The sequence below is a fragment of the Gordonia sp. L191 genome, assembly GCF_030077625.1.
GTDB classification, from domain to species: Bacteria; Actinomycetota; Actinomycetes; order Mycobacteriales; family Mycobacteriaceae; genus Gordonia; species Gordonia polyisoprenivorans_A.
The window spans coordinates 5175540-5194321 of sequence record NZ_CP125996.1; the positions used below are offsets into that span (position 1 = coordinate 5175540).

The window sequence follows — 18782 nt, forward strand, 5'->3', positions numbered from 1 at the left end:
CTTCGCGCGCCGTCACGACGATAGCCGTCCGTCTACCCTGAACCCCATGGCGCGAGTGCACAAGCAGGGCCGTCGCGAGCTGATCGACGATCTTCGCGCGGCCCTGTCCACGGCACTCGCGCCGACCGGCACCTCTCGGGGCGCCACAAAGGCCCCGGCGCCGACGACGCTGATCCTCACCGCCGGCCCGGGTGCCGGTAAGTCGCACACGCTGGCGCAGTTGCGGTCCGAGGTCGATGTGCGGACGACGTCGACCTCGGCCCACGAGTTGTCGTGGCGGCAGCCGTTTGCGGTGGCTGCCGCACTCGTCGGCGCCGACCTGCTGGCGGCCATTCCCGACGGTTACGGCGACACCCTCTACGACCACGTCGACGCGATGTGCGCCGACGGGCCACTGGCGCTGTTCCTCGACGACGCGCATCATGCCGATGCGGAGTCCCTCACCCTGCTCACGCGGTTGTCGGCGGCGGCGCGTGATCTGCCGCTGGTGGTGGTGTTCGGTCGCCGACCGCTGCCCGAGCGAGAACTGTTGACCCGCTTGGCCGCTCGCCCGACGGCGCGCGAATGGTCACTACCGCCGATGTCGGGCAAAGAGATCGCCGCAGTGTGCTGCGAGGTCATCGGCGCCGAGCCGGACCGCGCCCTGCTCGGCGCGCTCGCCGCCGCCCATGGCAATCCGATGCACGCGATCTCGCTGCTGCGCACCCTCGACCAGTCGGGCGACCTGATCATCACCGACGGCCGCGCCACCCTGGGCGCCGGGGCCAGTGCCCGCGTGTCGACGGGCGACCGCGATGCCGTCGCCGAGCATCTGGCACTGCTGGATTCGCGGGCTCGCGATCTGACGCAGAAGCTCGCGGTGTGGGGTGGACCGGCGACCCTCATCGACCTCGCCGCCATCGACAACGCGGCGCCGGCCTCTCTGATCGGTGCCGCCCAGTCGGCCACCGACGCCGGCATCCTCACCGCCGACGACGGCGGAACCCTGTCGTTCACCCACGACCTGTACGCCGACGTCACCTACCAGCAGCTCGCGCCGGCATTCCGCACGATCCTGCACGACGCCATCGCCGACCTGCCGCAGACCCGCGGCGATCACCAGCGCGAAACCCATCACCGACTCGCGTCCGGGACCGACCCGAACGCCATCACCGACGCGGTCCGCCGGGCCCGAGACGACCTCACCCACTCACCCGCAGTGGTCGTCGACCTCCTCGATCCCCTCGCCCGGCAGGGCGACACCGCAACGGGCGTGCACCTGCCGCTCTCGGTCGCCCTCGCGCGCACCGGCCAGCTCACTCGCGCGGCCACCACCGCCACCGAGGGGCTCGCGCACACCACCGACCCCGAGGAATTCGCCGGCCTGCGCGGCGTCCAGCTGTTCGCGCTCGTCGCGCGCGGCGAGACCCACCAAGCCCGGGCGCTCGTCGACGAGACCCTGGCCCTGCCGATCGACGACGCCGTCGCCGAACGCCTCGGTGACCTCCGACGACATGTCGGGCTCCTCGAGGGGCTCTCGCCGGTCCCGACGACTCCGTTCATCGACGTCTCCACCGACCTGAGCCGACGCTCGGCACCCGGTTTGACCACCGAAGGGCTGCGTCTGTTCCTCCTGGGACATCTCGACGCCGGGCTGCAGCTGACCTTGCAGGCCTCGGCCCGCGAGACCACCGACCCGGCCGGCCGTGGACCGCACCCCACCTCGGCCGACATCTGGCCGCCGCTGATCGAGCTCTACGCACGCGGCCCGGCCGCGGCCGCCGATCTCCTCACCGGCATGACCCGACTACGGACCAGCCGTGGCACCGACTGGATGACCGCATATCACGAATTCACCAGGGCTGGAATAGAACTCGGATTCGGCCACCTCGACGACGCGGCCGCCACGTGGGATGCCGGGCTGGAGCTCGCCGCCGGTGCCGACATGGGGTGGACGTCGCTGGCCGACGGCGGGCGCACGATGATCGACGTCCTGCGCGGTGACCTCGCCGCAGCAGCCACACGACTCGACGCCTGGGCATCCGGCGACGCGCCCGACCAGTTCGGCATCAAGGTGCACGAGCGCGTGCAGACCCTGCTGCTGGAATCCCGGCGCAAACTGCGCCCCGCCGCCGCGGCGGCCACCGCCAACTGGACCTCGCTGATGCAGCGACGGCTGTTCACCCACGCCACGATGTTCTCCGTCGATTTCGCGCGGATCGGCACCCGAGCCCAGGACCTGGCCCTCGTCGAGGCGGTGGCCGACGGCCTCGCCGCGTCCGGAGCCACCGAGCTGCCCTACCTCGCGGCCATCGCGGCGTTGGCCGGCGCCCGCTGCGATGCGTCGCTCGGGCGCGGCGATCTGCGCGCGGTGGTCGAGGTGGGCCGCGAATCGGCGGAGGTCCTGCACACCGCGGGTGATCAGTTGGTCGAGGCCTCCGCCTGGGAAGAAACTGCTTGTGCCGCAGCGGCTCTGGGCGATACCGAAGCCGCACGCGAGTATGCGCGGACCGCGCTGATGCTCACCCAGGGCATGGGCGCGGTCACCGCGTCATCCCGGATCGTCTCCCGCCTGCGGCCGATGGGTGTGCGCATGGACCCGAACACGGTCCGCGACCGGCCCACCCACGGCTGGGACAGTCTGACGCCCACCGAACGCACTGTCGCCGACCTCGTGGCGACGGGAGCCTCCGGCGCCGACGTCGCCGATCAACTGTTCATCTCTCCGCGCACCGTCCAAACCCATGTGTCGCACGCACTGGCGAAATTGGGGCTGAAAACCCGCGTCGAGCTGGCCGCTTACGTCGCCGGTCGGCATCGCGACTGACCCGACCCGGGTCTCGGTTGGCCGGAACAGCCCCGTGGTTGGCAGAGAAATCTCCGTGATGACGCAGATGTCTGCGTCACCGGCACGGACGAGAGTGGACGACAGAACGGCACACCACCGGCCGACCACTCCGACAAGGACACACGCCATGAACGCACTCCTCATGATCCTGGGGCTCGCCCCCTGGTTCGTCTTCTCGCTCGTCGCCCAGAACACCGGCGACAACGTCGCCCTCGCCGCAGGCGTCGCGTGCGCGATTGCCTTCGCGATGGCCGCGTGGGGCGCCTTCCGCGGCCGCAGCTGGAAGATCCTCGACGTCACCGCCATCGCCGTCTTCGGCATCCTTGCCGTGGTCGGGCTCTTCGCCGGCGATCAACTCAACGACACGCTCGCCAACTTCGCGCGCGGCGGACTGACGTTCGTGCTGGCGGCGATCATGCTGATCTCGGCATTCACCATTCCCTTCACCGAGCAGTACGCCCGCGAGAGCGTCGACCCGGCATTGTGGCATTCACCGATCTTCCGTGAGAAGAACCGTCGGATCAGCCTGCTGTGGGCGGCCGCGGTGTTCCTCATGGGCTGCTCCCACGTCGTCGCCGGAGTTCTCGCCGACAACGCCGCATCCGGCACCGCTCCGGGCAACGTCATCCTCAACTGGGTGATCCCGATCGTGCTGATCGTCCTGGCCGTCAAGCAGACCCAGCGCATCGCCGGAGCCCAGGTCCCCGCCACGGCCACCACCACCTCCTCGCATCAGGCCTGAAAGGCGCCCGCCATGAGTCTCACCTCGCCCTCCACCCGGCCGGCCCCGGTCGACCTCGCTCACCACAGCCACCTCACCGGGGTGTTCGCCCCGCAACGCGAGGAGGTCGACGTCGCCGACCTCACGATCCACGGTGACCTGCCCAACGACCTGCGCGGCAGCTATCTTCGCAACGGTCCCAACCCGCGCTTCGACCCGATCGGCTCCTACGTCTACCCGCTCGACGGCGACGCGATGGTGCACCGCATCAGCATCGCCGACGGCGCGGTGCGTTACACCAACAGATTCGTCCGCACGCCGATGGTTGTCGCCGAAGAGGCTGCCGGACACGCACTCTGGTCGGGAATCACCGATGGCTACGCGCCGGGCGCCGACGAAGTCGGACCGGAGCTCGCGGGCACCTTCCGCCAATTGCCCGACATCAACATCGTCTCGCACTCGGGACGTCTGATGGCGATGGCCGAATCCGACCGCCCCTTTCTGCTCGATCCGGCCGATCTCTCGACGCTCGGCCCGACCGACTGCGCGGGCGCGATGACCGTGGGCAGTACCGCCCACCCGAAGCTCGATCCGACGACCGGCGAGCTGGTCCTGTTCAACTACGCCCTCGACGCGCCGTACCTCACCTGGTCGGTGATCGCCGCCGACGGAACGGTCACGCGCACACCCACTCCCGTCGACGGACTGACCGAACCGGTGATGATCCACGATATGGCACTCACCTCACGGTATGTGGTGCTGTTCGTGTGCCCGCTCGTCTTCGACATCGAGGCGATGCTCACCGGTGGGTCACTGCTGTCGTGGCGTCCCGACGACGGCACCCGGATCGCACTGATCCCCCGCGACGGCGGCCCGATCCGGTGGGTACAGACCGATCCGTTCTGGGTGTGGCACTTCGCGAACGCCTTTGACAACGCGAACGCCTCTGACAACGCCGACGGCACCGTCACCGTCGACTACGTCGAGTGGACCTACCCGGGTGGCTTCGCCGACGTGAAGCGCCCGGCGTCGTCGACGCTGACCCGCGCGGTGATCGACCCGAACCGCGGGATCGTCCGCACCGTCCTGAGCGACCACGCACACAACATCGAGTTCCCGCGCGTCGACGACAGGCTGCTCACCGAAGACCATCGCCGGATCACCACGGTCGGGCACGGACCCCACGACAGCGACGTTCGCGACAGCCTCTGGTTCCACGATCTGGCCGCCGACACCGAAACCTGTTGGACCCCTGGTGATGCCATCGGTGAGCCGATCTTCATCCCGGGCGAGGGCCACGACTACTGGGGTGCGATCGGGACCGATCCCGACTCGATGCGCTCGAGGTTCTATCTCCTCGACGCCGACCGGCCGGCCGAGGGACCGATCGCAACGGTCGACCTGCCGATCCGCGTGCCCGCGGGGCTGCATGGGGCGTGGGTGGCCGGGGACTGAGGGAACGGCAACCCGAAGCGCTCGCGGAGTGTGCGTGCGGGATAACGACGGTGAAACAGCCCGCGTTTCTGCAGGATCGGGACGACGAGCGTCGAGTGGGCCGCCATTACCGTGCCGATGGCGTTGGCCCGCGCGGCGTCACCACCGATGGGCGCATGGCTGGGCGGGCGACTGGCGGCTCCCTGGTGATCTGCGGCGCGTCGGCCCTCGTGGCGTCGATGGCTGCTCCCCCCGCTGCGCGGCGGCCGGTCAGTGCAGACTCGCCGTGACAACCTCGGCCAGGTACGCCGGTCCGGTCACATTCGCAGCATGTCCCTGTCCCGAGAGTATGTGGTGTGCAACAACATCGGGTAGCACATCGCCGAGTTCTGCCAGTCGTCGGCGCAGGTGTGGTGGGCTGTCCTCGCCTTCGATGAAGGTCACCGGCAGCCCGACCGTGCGATAGAGGTCGACCCCGACGCCGAGGCCGTCGATGGCCTCGGTGTCGGCGAGTTGCCCGGCTGCGTGGCGGGTCATGTACTCGGCCGTGGTGGGGTTGCCCAACAGATGCGTCACCAGGTGGTCGGGCATGCCGACGATGTCACGCAGATGGATCCGCATGGCCTGTGCGGCGTCACCGGCATCGAAGGCGGCCCGCGCAGCACTCTCCGCGACGCCACCGATCAGACTCGTGGTCGGGACCGGCGGCTCGTAGAGCACCAACTCGGAGAACAGGTTCAGATGCTCGGCAGCCGCACACAGCAATGCCGTCGCTCCTGACGAGTGCCCCACCCCGACGACCGGTGCACCACTGGCCCGCGTGACCGCCGCGATGTCGCTCACCTCTCGGCTCATCGTGTGCGGCAGCGTGATCACTGCGTCTGGCTCGTAGATCCGCCGGTTCATGATCACCACCCGATGCGCGTCGGCGAGGTGCTCGGCAACGGCGCTCCACGAGGTCGCGTCCCCACCGCCGGGTGACACGACGAGGATCGTGGGACCGGCTCCGTGGACGTGCGCGGACAGGACGTGTCCGTCGTCGGCGATCGCGGTCAGCATTGTCATACAGACAGGGTTGCGCAGGTGGCTGTCGTGGCGCTGTCGTCGGCTTACGCGCAGGGGCAAGCGTTGCAGGGGGTTGCCCGCACCTGGAGGTCGTGCAACGCTCCGCAACCCTGTCACCACCTTGTGATGCAGCTCATAGTGTTGCGGACTGCCCAACGCAGACCTCGAGGAGCGCAGTGCCATGACGATGACCACCGGTGTCGAACCGCCCGCCGACCAGCAGAATCCGGCGCCACCGCCCGACTCCCGCCGATGGCTTCTGTTCGGGGTGTCGAACCTCGTCGTCGTCGTCGTGGTCTCGGCGCTCAGCTGGTATCTGCTCGCCGATCCGACGTCGAGCCCGTGGCACTTCTATCCGTTGCCGTTCAACGCCGCATTGTTCTGGGCGATTCTGTTCATCGTCTTCATCGGCTTCAACTCCGAGTTCGTGGGATTCGACCGGCTCAGCCAGCCCCTGCGCGGCATCGCCGTCCTCGTCTCGACGGCGGTCTTCGCCGTCGCCGTGACCTGGCTGCTCGGTAGCGGACTGGGTGCGCTGTTCGGGGACTTCGCGGGTTCCCGCGCCGGCGGCATGGGCTACTTCTCGGGCGCCCTCTTCGTGTTGTTCGGGTTCGGGACGTGGGTGATGGTGGTGCTCAACTGGCAGCACTGGCCATGGACCGCGCTGGGGATGAAGCAACCGTTGATCGGACTGTGCGAGATCGCATTCGTGGCCATCCCCACGCTGGCGCTCTACATCGTCATCGGACTGCCGGCCGTATCGTCGTCAGTGACCAATCCGATGATGTCGCTCGACACCGTGCTCGGATGGTTCTATTCGATTGTGGTGTCGGTGATCCTGACCGGTCAGACACTCGACAACTGGCCGTGGAAGCTGTTCGGCGGCGGCGGAAAAACGGCGCTTGCCGCGACGATCGGCAACGCCGTGCTGGGGACGGCGATCTACTTCGTGATGCTCCCGTTGGCCAAACTGCTCGTCGGCTCCCAGGCCTCGGCCGAACTGGGCAACACCATCCATCAGTTTCCCGCACAGATCGGCGTGTGCTGGGCGTTCTGGATGATCTTCTGGGCGAACGGCTTCGGCAACCGATTCGCACCCGGGGTCCGTGCGGTGCTGACCCTTGTCCTGGCCGTCGGCACCTTCCTGCTCTATTACCGGTTTGCCGCAGGCCATGTCCTCCACGAACCCGGCGTCGCCTCCGGATTGTCCGGCAACGCATTGGGATTCGTCGACTGGCTGGTGCTGTGGACACTGATCTACGTGGTCGCGTTCCAGTCAATGGGGTTGCGCCGGCTTGTCGACGATCCGGAGTCGGCGGACGTCGGTTAGCGAGGATTCGGCTGCAGCCGAGCCCGGCCTCGCCTGTTTTCAGTCATTTTGCGAGCAGCTCTGCGGCAAAAGCCCAGGTCGCGAGCGCTGGCTACTTTGCGAATGACTGAAAGCAGGCGAGTGGTCGTGGCTTTGCCTCTGAACTGGCCATGAAGTATCGATAACGCACCAGGAGGTCTTTATGCTGAATCGATGTGGCTGGGGATATTCATCGGAGCCGGATCGCTCGTGCTACCCGCCGCCCTCCTCGCGCTGTTTGCCAGACATCTTCGGCGCCGACAACGGCAGCGCACCCTCGGGGGTTACAACAGTGCCGTACTGGGCTACACCTACGGCGGGGTTCCCGCCTACGATCCACCAGCACGCACCGACAGTGCTGCGTGGACAACGACAATCGAGCAGCATCCTCCCGATGAGGATGTCACCACTTGACGACATGCGGGATGCGTCCGACTCCCGGTAGGGATGGACGCGGTACGAAACCAGCTTCGGCACAAGGGGTCTCGAGGCTCGTCGCTGGCGCTCCTCGGCACCTCGACCAGCGGGTGGGGACACCAGCGACAGCGGGACGACGCCGACGAGCGGGCGCTCAACCAGCGGGTGAGGACAACCACAGGCCGTCGATCCCCAGCAAGGGTCGGACTTAGCGCGTATATTGCCCAATTCGCCCATAACGCTTGCGGATTCGCGGAAAGCGGGGATGATTACCTAGGCTAAGAAAATGCCTGATCCTGCACCTGCCGGCCACAGGCCGTCGCCTCTGCACTGGGCGCACGCCCACGTCGTCGAGCGTCACCTGCATTCGTTGGCCGCGCTCATCCGCCGCAAGCCTCCGCTGACACAGGAGTCGATCACTGTTGTCGACCAGCCGATGCTCAAGCGAGCGATCGGGGCGGCGGCGCTGGGAAACATGATGGAGTGGTTCGACTTCGGTGTGTACGGCTATCTCGCCGCCACTCTCGGCAAGGTCTTCTATCCGGATGCGTCGTCGAGCGCGCAGCTGTTGGCAACCTTCGCGACCTTCGCCGCAGCGTTCCTCGTGCGTCCGCTCGGCGGATTCTTCTTCGGCCCGCTCGGTGATCGGGTCGGCAGGCAGAAGGTGCTCGCCGTCACGATGATCATGATGGCCGCCGGCACCTTCGCGGTCGGCTGCATCCCGTCCTACGGCGCCATCGGAATCTGGGCGCCCATCCTCCTACTTGTGGCGCGCATGATCCAGGGGTTCTCGACCGGCGGTGAATACGGTGGGGCCACCACCTTCATCGCCGAATACTCCCCCGATCGCCGACGCGGATTCCTGGGCAGCTGGCTCGATTTCGGCACATTCATCGGTTACTCGCTCGGCTCCCTGATGGTGACCGTGCTCAATGCCGCGCTCGGCGACGACACAATGACGTCGTGGGGGTGGCGCATTCCGTTCTTCATCGCGGGTCCGATGGGACTGATCGGCCTCTACCTGCGGATGCGGTTGGAAGACACACCGGCATTTCAGAGACAGCTCGACGAGCACGACGCCAAGGTCAAACAGACCGAGAGCGCCGGCCGCGAGATCGGCACCATCTTCGTTCGCTTCTGGCGACCGCTGCTGGTGTGTATCGGCCTGGTCATTCTCTACAACGTCACCAACTACATGATCACCGCTTATCTACCAACCTATTTCACCGACGTCGTCGGTCGCGGCCAGCTCAGCTCCGACCTCCTGGTCTTGCTGTCGATGCTGGTGGTGGTCGCCCTGATCGTCTTCCTCGGTCGGCTGAGCGACCACATCGGCCGCCGACCCATCTTCGCGATCGGCGCGATCCTGCAAATCGTGGTCGCCGTACCGTGTTTCATCCTGTTCGGAATGGACACCATCTGGGCGCCGATCGTCGCATGCGTGGTGTTCGGCGTCATCCTGGCATGCTTCGCCGCGCCGACCGCCTCGACGCTGCCCGCCCTGTTCCCGACCTCGGTACGCTACGGAGCGCTGTCGATCGGATTCAACATCGCGGTCTCGGCATTCGGCGGTACCACCCCGCTGGTCACCTCGGCGCTGGTGAGCGCCACCGGCAATCACCTGATGCCCGGCTTTTATCTGATCGGTAGCGGGATCGTCGGTCTGGTTGCCGTCGTGTTCCTCCGCGAATCCGCCCGGCAACCGCTGAACGGCTCTCCACCACAGGTGGATTCACCGGACGAGGCCGAACGCACCTATGTTGCGGCCCGAGAATCGGCGGCGTCGCTGAGTGCCTGATGCGGGCGCTGCTCTCAGACCGAGCAGTTCGGCGAGGTCACGTCCGCTCCGCCGGCGATCCGGCTGACGACGCCATTGCTGATGGTAAACGAGAGTTGTCCACCAGGGACTGTGGCGAAGTAACCCGGCCGGGCGAAGGGACCGTTCTGCGGAATCGGTTGAGCGTCAGGGTAGGCGGCGGTCACGGCACTTTGCGGGTCGCCGAGTCCGACACCCTTCTCGGTGGTGACCGCGGGACCGGTGGCGCTGGTACCGGTGGCCACCACGCACCGGACGGGATGGCCGTCGACGTAGAACTCGTTCTGCCCGCGCACCGCAGGACCGCGTGCTCCGTCACCCTTGGGAACGTCAATCCCGTTGCTGCGACGGCTGCTTGTACCGACATGCCGACCTTGACCACCCCCGATGACGTGGGCGTCAGCTGATTTCCGGACCAGGCACCGGAACCCGATGCGGCCGTTGCTGATGGCGGCTGTCGATGAGCCGGTGTCGGGCGAAGTCGGGTCGACGTAGTCGCCCTAGCAGATCTTGATGGATCGGCTCGGGTCGAAGTGTTCGCCGTGCTGCGGGAAGAACCATTCGATGGCCCGATACCGCTGGGCACCGTCGCAGGTGCCGAGGTCGAAGGCGACGACGGTTGCTTGTTCGGCATGTTGCTCGGCAACGATCTCACCGGAGCCTCCGTACAGGGCCGAGCCGGTTCCGGTGGCCTGCGGGCCGCCCCATGACGACCACACCACGTTGTTGACGATCCCGGTGGGATCACCACCGTTGAAGATCTCCGACGGCCGGACCTCGCCGTATCCCTTTTGATAGGGGCTCCACACCTGGCCGAGCGTCGCGTTGACCACCAGTGGCGCCGTACTCGATGACGCAGTCGGGTCAACGGCAGACGACTGCTCCCCGGACGGCGATCCGTTCACCGACGTGCACGCCGCCGTCGCGGTGAGCAGTGCCGCACAACCAAGAGTGAGCATCGCCCGGGCAAATCGCATCGTGTCTCCTTGAAAGTTCCTGCGGCGCAGGCCCGGAGCGTAACAGCGCAGCAACCCTGCAGCCGGCTGATCGGCCTGGCACGTGCCCGAATTCGTGTGTTCGGACGATAGAACTCACTAGCATTTCCTTGATCTCCGACAAATCCGGCACGGCGGTGGTGGGTCGCTCATTTCCGAGTACCGCCCATGCATCACACAGCTTCTGTTTAGGGTGACTAAAAGGTGCCGCAATTGCCGTGAGCACAGTTTGTTGCGTTATGCGCAACGCCTGGGTGCCTGCTGGAAGGAGGAGATGTGACCATCTCGCCCGAGACCGACAGCGCGGCCACCGCGTCCGCAGCCGGGCCCGCGCTACGCGCCGAGCATGTCTACAAGGTGTTCGGACGCCGACCCGACGAGGCCGTCACCCGCCTGCGCGGGGGCGCTGACGCCGACGACGTGAAGGACCTCGGTACCGCCGCGGTCATCGACGCCACCTTCGATGTCGCGCCCGGTGAGATCTTCGTCGTGATGGGTCTGTCCGGATCGGGCAAGTCGACGTTGATCCGCACCCTCAACGGACTGTGGAAACCTTCGGCCGGTTCGGTGTTCATCGGCGACGTCGACCTCGCCGCGGTGAACGACAAGCACCTGCGGCAGATCCGCCGCGACTCGATCTCCATGGTGTTCCAGCACTTTGCGCTTCTGCCGCACCGCACCGTGCGAGACAACGCCGCTTACGCATTGCGGGAAAAGGGAATTGCCAAGACCGAACGGCTTGAGCGCGCCGACCACTGGCTCGAGACAGTCGGCCTACGCGGGTGGGGCGACCGCTATCCCCGCCAGTTGTCCGGCGGTATGCAACAGCGCGTCGGATTGGCTCGCGCACTGGCCGCCGAGACGCCGATCCTGTTGATGGACGAGGCCTTTTCGGCGCTCGACCCGCTGATCCGCCGGGAGATGCAGGATCAACTCGTCGAATTGCAGGCGTCCCTGGGCAAGACGATCGTGTTCATCACCCATGATCTCAACGAGGCGATGTACGTCGGCGACAGGATCGCCGTCATGCGGTCCGGCCGCATCGTCCAGATCGGTTCGGCCGAACAGATTCTCACCGAGCCCGCCAACGACTACGTCGCCAAGTTCACCGCCGAGGTCGACCGCACCCGCGTGCTGACCGCAGCGTCGGTGCTGCAACCCGCGCCGGTGGTACTGCCCGTCACCGCCGGACCGCGGGAGGCGATCCTCGCGATGCGTCACCACCAGACCGATCGCGCGCTGGTCACCGACGACGGCCGACTGCTGGGTTACCTCACCGACGACGACATCGCCACCATGCCCGACGACCCGCCGGATCTGCGACCACTCGTGCGCACCGACTCGCTGGTCCGGGTCGACGTCTCGACGCCGATCGCGGAATTGTTCGCCCCGTCAGCACGATCCGCAGCGCCGCTGGTGGTGACCGACGACGACGGCCGGCTGCGCGGTGTGATTCCGCGGACCGGTCTGCTGGCCGCGCTCGCCCCGCGTGAGGAGAACAACGCATGAGCTTCGTCAACCCGCGCATCCACGTCGGCGACGCCATCGAGTCGGCCTTCAATTGGCTGACCGACCATGCCGGTTGGCTGTTCGACGCCATCAAGACGGTCATCACCGGTCTCTACGATGCGTTCAACACGGTGCTGTCGAGTCCGCCGTACTACGTGATGATCGTGATCTTCGCGGTGCTGGCGTTGCTGGCCGCCGGGTGGCGGCAGGGGTGGAAGCTCGCGATCTTCGCGGTGATCGGCTTCTACTTCATCCGCGCCTTCGACCAGTGGGTCAACGCGATGAACACCATTGCGCTGGTTCTGGTCTCGGTGATCATCGCGCTGATCATCGCACTGCCCATCGGTATCCTCGCCGCCCGCAGCCGGGTGGTGTCCTCGATCGTGCGCCCCGTTCTCGACCTGATGCAGACGCTGCCCGGGCTGGTCTATCTGGTCCCGGTGATCATCGTCTTCGGCATCGGCCCCACTCCCGGTGTGGTGTCGACTCTGATCTTCGCCATGCCCCCGGGTATCCGCTTGACCGAGTTGGCGATCCGTCAGGTTGATCCCGAAGTGGTCGAGGCCGGACAGGCTTTCGGCTCCAGCCCGGCTCGCATCCTCGGCCAGATACAGATCCCCTTGGCCATGCCCACGATCATGGCGGGTATCAATCAGGTCATCATGCTGGCGCTGTCGATGGTCGTCATCGCCGGATTCGCCGGAGCCGGCGGGCTCGGCGGCCAGGTCAACGAGGCGTTGCAGACGCTCAACCTCTCGCTCGGTTCCGAAGCCGGTCTGGCCGTGGTGATCATCGCCGTCTACCTCGACCGGCTGAGTTCGGCGATCGGCAACCGCGGCCGCGTCGCACAACTCTGAACACCCGAGACCGTGAAGTAGTGAAGTGAAGTAGGGAAAGAGGGTAGGTAGAGATGAGAAAGATGACGAGAAAGCTCGGGGTGCTCGCCGCCGCGGTGACGGTCGGCGCACTGGCTCTGAGCGGCTGTGGTGCGTCGAACTCGAACTCCGACAGCGGCTCCGGCGGAACCGGCAGCGCCACCAACGATCTCGCGTCGAAGTACGCGAACTGTTCGCTGACGCAGGGCAAGGCACCCGCGGGCAGCCTCGGCGCCGGCAGCGACACCAACGTCACCATCGGTGCGTTCAGCGGATGGGACGAGTCGACGGCCACCGCCTACCTGATGAAGAACATCCTGCAACGCAACGGCTACACCGCCGACGTCAAAACCCTGGACGCGGCAGCCGCTTTCACCGCGGCGTCCAAGGGCGACGTCGACGTGCTGACCGACGTGTGGTTGCCGAGCACGCACAAGACCTACATCGACCGCTACGGCGATCAGCTCGAACCGCTCGGCTGCTGGTACGACAACGCGAAACTGACCATCGCCGTCAACGATTCGTCGCCCGCGCAGTCGATCGGCGACCTGAAATCGATGGCGTCGCAGTACAACAACACCCTCGTCGGCATCGAGCCCGGCGCCGGTGAGACCGCGATCGTCAAGGACAAGGTGATCCCGGCGTACGGTCTGCAGGATCTCACCTTCACCACCTCATCGACCGCGGCGATGCTCGCCTCGATCCGCAAGGCCGAAGCCGACAACACCAACGTCGCGGTCACCCTGTGGAAGCCGCATTGGGCGTACTCCGCGTTCAAGATCCGCGACCTGCAGGACCCGAAGGGTGCGCTCGGCGGCAAGGAGGGCCTGTGGAACTTCGCGACCAAGGGCTTCGGTGAGAAGGACCCCAAGGCCGCGCAACTGTTCAAGAACCTCGTCCTTCCCGACGCCGACCTGTCGGAGCTGGAGAATCTGATGACCCAGAAGTACGGCGGCACCAATCCCGACGGTGCGGTGACCGAATGGTTGTCCACGCATCCGCAGTTCGAGAGCCAGATCGTGGCCGGCCAACTCGGCTGAGCACACCGACCGATCGACGAGCACGCCCCCGGCCCAGGGTCGGGGGCGTGCTCGTGCCCAATCCGCAACCTGTCTGCCAGGCAATCCTCACGATGTCGTCAGCCACCCACCAGACCAGAGGCGCATCGTAGATGCTGGTGAGCCACTCCCGGGCCCACCGACGTTCCACCGGCGTCTGCGGAGGTTGATCATGAGTGTGGTTGTCGGACTTCATCTCCAATCCGATCACGTACGCGTTGCGGTCATCCGCGACCCGGTTGCCGGCGGGCGAACGGCCTCCGCCGACCGATCTGTCGGTTCGGTCCGGATCGACTCGCAGTACACCTTCCCGGCCGCGCTGCGCTGGCCCGCGCACACCGCCGCCGCCCTGCCCGATCGGCGTCACGTCGATGCCACCTACCGCCACTTCGTCGACCACCTCGGTGATCCACGTCCGCTGAGCGCACCCGGCGGTCCGGACCGGCTCGCCGACGACCTCGCCGCCCGGCTGCTCGTCGTCGTGGTCGCTCAGATCGAGGCCGCTGTCGGCGAACATGTCACTCGGCTGCTCATCGCGCACCCGACCTATTGGACCGTCCCGCAGGTGTCGCTGTTCCATCGCGGTCTCGTCGACGCCGGACTCACCGACCATCGGGCGCTGCTGCTCGTCCCCGACACCGACGCCGCACTCGAATGGGTGGATCACTGCGACGGTCTCGACCGGGCGCACGGCGTGACCATCTGCGACCTGCGCGACGACAGCGCCGTCGTCGGCTATGCGCGCCGGCCACGCTCGGGACACCTGACGACCATCACCGCGCACCGCTTCCCCGGATTGGGGGTGTGCCACCTCGACGACGGCCTCGAGCATCGTGTCTTGGCCAAGGCCGCCCATGCCGGACATCCGGTGCCGCCGCATCCGGCGCTGCTCGCCCAGGTGCGAGCGCACTGCGCGGAAGTCCGAACCACGTTGCGCACCATGTCGACCCGGATGGAGGTTGTCACACCGGGCATCCGCGGACTCGAACAGCACGGTGTGACGCTCACCCTCGACGACCTCTACGGCCTCGCCCGCCCGCAGGCGGCCGAGATCGTTCGTGCCCTGCAGCGCTGCGGTGACACCGATCCCGACCACGTCGTACTCATCGGCGCTGCCCCGACGTTCCCGCTGCTCGCCGACAGCGTGGCCGCCCGGTTCGACTGTCCCGTCGTCATCCCCGCCGACGCCGAGTTCGTCTGTGCGCGAGGCGCAGCGCTGTTTGCCGCCACCTCGCCGGTGGTGGCACCGATGACGCAGGCGTGAGGAGCACCCCGGCCATGGTTGCCGCGGTTGTCGGTGCCTCGTGATCCACTGGGGCCATCCCGATCGAGGAGTTGCCCGTGACCGCATCGTCAGAGAACAGCCGCCGCAAGAAGATCCTGTACGTCGACATGGACAACACCCTCGTCGATTTCCAGTCCGGGATCGACCGGCTCTGTCCACAGGATCACGCCGCCTACGACGACGCTCCGGGCATCTTCGCGTTGATGGACCCCAAACCGGGTGCCATCGAGGCGTTCATCGAGCTCAGCGAGTTGTTCGACGCCTACATCCTGTCCACGGCACCGTGGCACAATCCGTCCGCGTGGTCGGACAAACTGCTGTGGGTTCACAAGCATTTCGGGGTCGACGAGGGCGCCCCGGTGTGGAAGCGGCTGATCCTCTCGCACCACAAGAACCTCAACCGTGGAGACTTCATCATCGATGACCGTGAACTGCGGGGCGTCAAGGAGTTCGTGAGCGACCACAAGGGCGTCCACATCCACTTCGGTACCGCAGTCGGTCTGCAGGACTGGCCGTCGGTCGTCGCCCACATGCGCACCCTCGCCTGAGCCGGGTTCCCGCCGCAGATGTGCGTCACCCAGTAGCGTTGGCGTCGTGCAGAACACGGTGCATCTGATTGCGTACGCGGATCGGTTCGGCGGTAGCCTCGCCGGACTCACCGCACTCTTGCGAGGCCCCTTCGGCGGTGTGTTCGGCGGCATCCACGTGCTGCCGTTCTTCACCCCGTTCGACGGTGCCGACGCCGGATTCGATCCCGTCGACCACACCCGCGTCGATCCTCGTCTGGGGAGCTGGGCCGACATCACAGAGCTCGCGACCACACACGAGGTGATGGCCGATCAGATCATCAACCACGTGTCGGCGGACTCGGCGCAGTTCCGTGACGTCGTAGCCCACGGCGATGAGTCAGACTATGCGCCAATGTTTCTCACGCTGTCGTCGGTGTTCCCGAACGGGGTCACCGAGGACCAGCTGACGGCCATCTACCGGCCGCGGCCCGGGTTGCCGTTCACGGCCATCGCGCTCGGCGGGCGTGTGCGGTACGTGTGGACCACCTTCACCGCCGCCCAAATCGACATCGACGTGCGGTCGGCGCCGGGCCGGGCTTACCTCGACTCGATCCTCGACGCGGCCACCGATGCCGGGGTGCGCGCGCTACGTCTCGACGCCGTCGGATACGCGATCAAGACACCGGGAACCTCGTGTTTCATGACACACGAGACCATCACCTTCATCGACGAGTTCGCGGCGAAAGCGCACACGCGCGGCGTCAAGGTCCTCGTCGAGGTGCACTCGCATTTCGCGCGGCAGATCGCCATCGCGCGCTCGGTCGACCGCGTCTACGACTTCGCTCTGCCCGCATTGGTGTTGCATACCCTCTACACAGCCGATGCGCGTGCACTGGTGCGATGGCTGCAGATCCGCCCCGACAATGCCGTCACCGTGCTCGACACCCACGACGGCATCGGGGTCATCGACGTCGGGCCCGACCCGGTCGAGGGTCCCGGCCTGCTCACCCCCGAGGAAGTCGACGAGCTCGTCGAGGAAATCCACCGGCGCACCGGCGGCACGAGTCGCCTCGCCACGGGCACGTCGGCAGCGAATGTTGATATCTACCAGGTCAATTCGACGTTCTACGATGCTCTCGGGCGTGACGACGAGCGCTATCTGAGCGCCCGCGCGCTGCAGTTGTTCGTGCCGGGCATCCCGCAGGTCTATTACGTCGGGCTGCTGGCCGGCGGCAACGACATGGAGTTGCTCGATCGGACCGGCGTCGGCCGCGACATCAATCGCCACCACTACACGCATGCCGAGATCGCCGAGGACCTCCGCCGCCCGGTGGTCGGCGCGCTGCTGGCGTTGTGCCGGTTCCGCAACACCCATCCGGCGTTCGACGGGCCGTGTGAGACCACACTCGCCGACGGGCATCTGCGGTTGCTGCGGCGCGGGCGGGCAGTGGCGCAGGCATGGGCGCGCGCCGACGTCGATCTCGCGACCGGTGTCACCGAGGTGGCGTGGGGTGACGGCGAGCGCGAGTGGTCGGCGCCCGCGGCCGAGCTCGCGAGCAGGTGGGGTGTGTCGTCCGAGGTGAGCTGACGGCGGCCGTCGGCCGTTCCGAAAGTGTCGTACCCCTGCCCTATCGTCATCGGTGAAGGGAACGTTCCCTTCGCGACCGGAGGGAGAAACGATGCGCACCAATGATTTCGATGCATCCATCGACGACGCCCAGCAGGAGTTCCGCAGCGAATTCGCCGCATTCCTCCGTGAGCTGACCGCCGCCGATCTCACCTGGATCGAACAGGACCCCAGCATCCCGGAGGGCCCGCACGGGCGGATCGACATCCGGTACACGCGGGCACATCGGGTGCGGCTCACCGTGGACTCGTTCACCTTGCACACCTCCGTCGACTGCTACCGGGTACAGGTCGGACAGCTACGCGCACTCGGCTGGCGCCGGCTGGCCGACGGTTCCTACATTCTCGAGGGTGGACATGCCCGCGCCGACGAGATGGCCGCTGCCATCGTCGACACCTTCCGTCAGGTGTGGGAGACGGTGCATCCGACATTCCTGCGCGCACCGTTCCTCGCCGACGAGCCGCCCCGCGTCGAGCCCACGCTGCGCGCCGGGGTCGTCCCGCACGGTCCGGAACATCTGCAGACTCTCGTCGTCTCGATGCTCGAGGAGGTCACCGGCCAGCACATCGAGGTCGACGACGACGGAGACGTCGTGTTGCCCACCGAGCCACCGTCGTGGTTGCGGGTGCACGAGGATCTGCCGCGGTTGGTGGCGTTCGCGATGCTCACCGATTCCGTCTCCGATCCCCTCGTCGCGGCACCCTACATCGCAGCGCAACCGACCTCGCGCGACGGTATCCGGGTGATGCTGCGTCAACGGCAGGTGTTCGCGCACCGCGTCATCGACGTCACCGTGTTCTCCGGCGACAACCTGCGGGCCGGCCTGGCCGACTGGTTCGGCTTCATCGACGATGACGTGCCGCGCATCGTCGCACGCGTGCGCGCACGCTCCGATACCGTTGGTGCAGAATCGAATTCGCCGGCCGAAGCCGACGATTCGGATCCGCTGCCGGACACCCTGCTGGCGGTGCTGCAACTCGACACCGACAACGCAGTGCTCAGTCCCCGCGAGATCGCCCAGATCTGCGGGTACGACCGCGCGGAAATGCTGCAGCTGATCCGCACATGTGAGGAGCAGTACTTGTCGTGGGCACAGTCCGCCGAGGAGGCCGACGACCCGGAGGAGGCGCAGGCGTGCCGCCACGAGGAGCAGGGCTGGCGGGTGACCACCGACAAGTTCCGTGCCGCGCTGCGGGTGGTGGTCCTGCCCGACGACGAGCCGCGACCCCGGATGCGTCCGGCTGGATGAGGGTAGGCCTCTCCTTATTCTCACTTAGCAGATAAGTGAGGGTATGG

16 protein-coding genes are annotated in these 18782 nt (G+C 66.8%); 13 read left to right on the forward strand and 3 right to left on the reverse strand.

Annotated features, from left to right (window positions below; all coding sequences use genetic code 11):
• Positions 1–46 precede the first annotated feature (46 nt).
• The 3 genes from QNM97_RS23265 to QNM97_RS23275 all read left to right on the forward strand — a co-directional run bounded on the left by QNM97_RS23265 (position 47) and on the right by QNM97_RS23275 (position 5003).
• Positions 47–2806 (forward strand): helix-turn-helix transcriptional regulator, encoded by a 2760-nt coding sequence (locus QNM97_RS23265; RefSeq protein ID WP_283820525.1) that lies wholly within the window; start codon positions 47–49, stop codon positions 2804–2806.
• Between the two features lie 148 nt (positions 2807–2954).
• Positions 2955–3569, forward strand: coding sequence for a hypothetical protein (locus QNM97_RS23270; protein WP_283820526.1), 615 nt, complete (start codon positions 2955–2957; stop codon positions 3567–3569).
• A gap of 12 nt (positions 3570–3581) precedes the next feature.
• Complete coding sequence (locus QNM97_RS23275; protein ID WP_283820527.1) at positions 3582–5003, forward strand: carotenoid oxygenase family protein; 1422 nt, start codon at positions 3582–3584, stop codon at positions 5001–5003.
• A 249-nt stretch (positions 5004–5252) separates the two neighbouring features.
• Here the strand turns inward: QNM97_RS23275 and QNM97_RS23280 are convergent, their stop codons facing one another.
• Positions 5253–6047 (reverse strand): alpha/beta fold hydrolase, encoded by a 795-nt coding sequence (locus tag QNM97_RS23280; RefSeq protein ID WP_283820528.1) that lies wholly within the window; start codon positions 6045–6047, stop codon positions 5253–5255.
• A gap of 181 nt (positions 6048–6228) precedes the next feature.
• On the opposite strand from QNM97_RS23280, the gene QNM97_RS23285 reads away from it, so the two are divergent.
• From QNM97_RS23285 to QNM97_RS23295, 3 genes are all read left to right on the forward strand, one after another.
• On the forward strand, positions 6229–7377 hold the full coding sequence (locus tag QNM97_RS23285; RefSeq protein ID WP_283820529.1) for a hypothetical protein: 1149 nt from the start codon (positions 6229–6231) through the stop codon (positions 7375–7377).
• A 192-nt stretch (positions 7378–7569) separates the two neighbouring features.
• Complete coding sequence (locus QNM97_RS23290) at positions 7570–7809, forward strand: hypothetical protein (protein WP_283820530.1); 240 nt, start codon at positions 7570–7572, stop codon at positions 7807–7809.
• A 289-nt stretch (positions 7810–8098) separates the two neighbouring features.
• On the forward strand, positions 8099–9610 hold the full coding sequence (locus tag QNM97_RS23295; protein ID WP_283820531.1) for an MFS transporter: 1512 nt from the start codon (positions 8099–8101) through the stop codon (positions 9608–9610).
• 14 nt (positions 9611–9624) lie between these two features.
• On the opposite strand, the gene QNM97_RS23300 is transcribed toward QNM97_RS23295, so the two are convergent.
• Positions 9625–9924, reverse strand: a complete 300-nt coding sequence (locus QNM97_RS23300) for a hypothetical protein (protein WP_283820532.1) — start codon at positions 9922–9924, stop codon at positions 9625–9627.
• 204 nt (positions 9925–10128) lie between these two features.
• Positions 10129–10605, reverse strand: coding sequence for a hypothetical protein (locus QNM97_RS23305; protein WP_244332535.1), 477 nt, complete (start codon positions 10603–10605; stop codon positions 10129–10131).
• A gap of 294 nt (positions 10606–10899) precedes the next feature.
• Between QNM97_RS23305 and QNM97_RS23310 the strand changes: the two genes are divergently transcribed.
• The 7 genes from QNM97_RS23310 (at position 10900) to QNM97_RS23340 (ending at position 18735) form a co-directional block, all read left to right on the forward strand.
• On the forward strand, positions 10900–12132 hold the full coding sequence (locus QNM97_RS23310) for a quaternary amine ABC transporter ATP-binding protein (protein WP_283820533.1): 1233 nt from the start codon (positions 10900–10902) through the stop codon (positions 12130–12132).
• Entirely contained in the window at positions 12129–12989 is an 861-nt protein-coding gene (locus QNM97_RS23315; protein ID WP_208793478.1) for an ABC transporter permease, read from the forward strand. The genes QNM97_RS23310 and QNM97_RS23315 overlap by 4 nt, the downstream gene beginning before the upstream one ends.
• Before the next feature lie 62 nt (positions 12990–13051).
• The gene (locus QNM97_RS23320; RefSeq protein WP_283820534.1) at positions 13052–14047 is read left to right on the forward strand and encodes a glycine betaine ABC transporter substrate-binding protein; all 996 of its coding nucleotides are present in this window, start codon (positions 13052–13054) and stop codon (positions 14045–14047) included.
• Between the two features lie 190 nt (positions 14048–14237).
• Complete coding sequence (locus QNM97_RS23325; RefSeq protein ID WP_283820535.1) at positions 14238–15329, forward strand: DUF7159 family protein; 1092 nt, start codon at positions 14238–14240, stop codon at positions 15327–15329.
• Positions 15330–15457: 128 nt separating this feature from the next.
• Positions 15458–15898 (forward strand): 5' nucleotidase, NT5C type, encoded by a 441-nt coding sequence (locus QNM97_RS23330; RefSeq protein WP_283823302.1) that lies wholly within the window; start codon positions 15458–15460, stop codon positions 15896–15898.
• A gap of 46 nt (positions 15899–15944) precedes the next feature.
• Complete coding sequence (gtfA, locus tag QNM97_RS23335) at positions 15945–17447, forward strand: sucrose phosphorylase (protein ID WP_283820536.1); 1503 nt, start codon at positions 15945–15947, stop codon at positions 17445–17447.
• 91 nt (positions 17448–17538) lie between these two features.
• Complete coding sequence (locus QNM97_RS23340; RefSeq protein WP_283820537.1) at positions 17539–18735, forward strand: TY-Chap domain-containing protein; 1197 nt, start codon at positions 17539–17541, stop codon at positions 18733–18735.
• Positions 18736–18782: the final 47 nt, after the last annotated feature.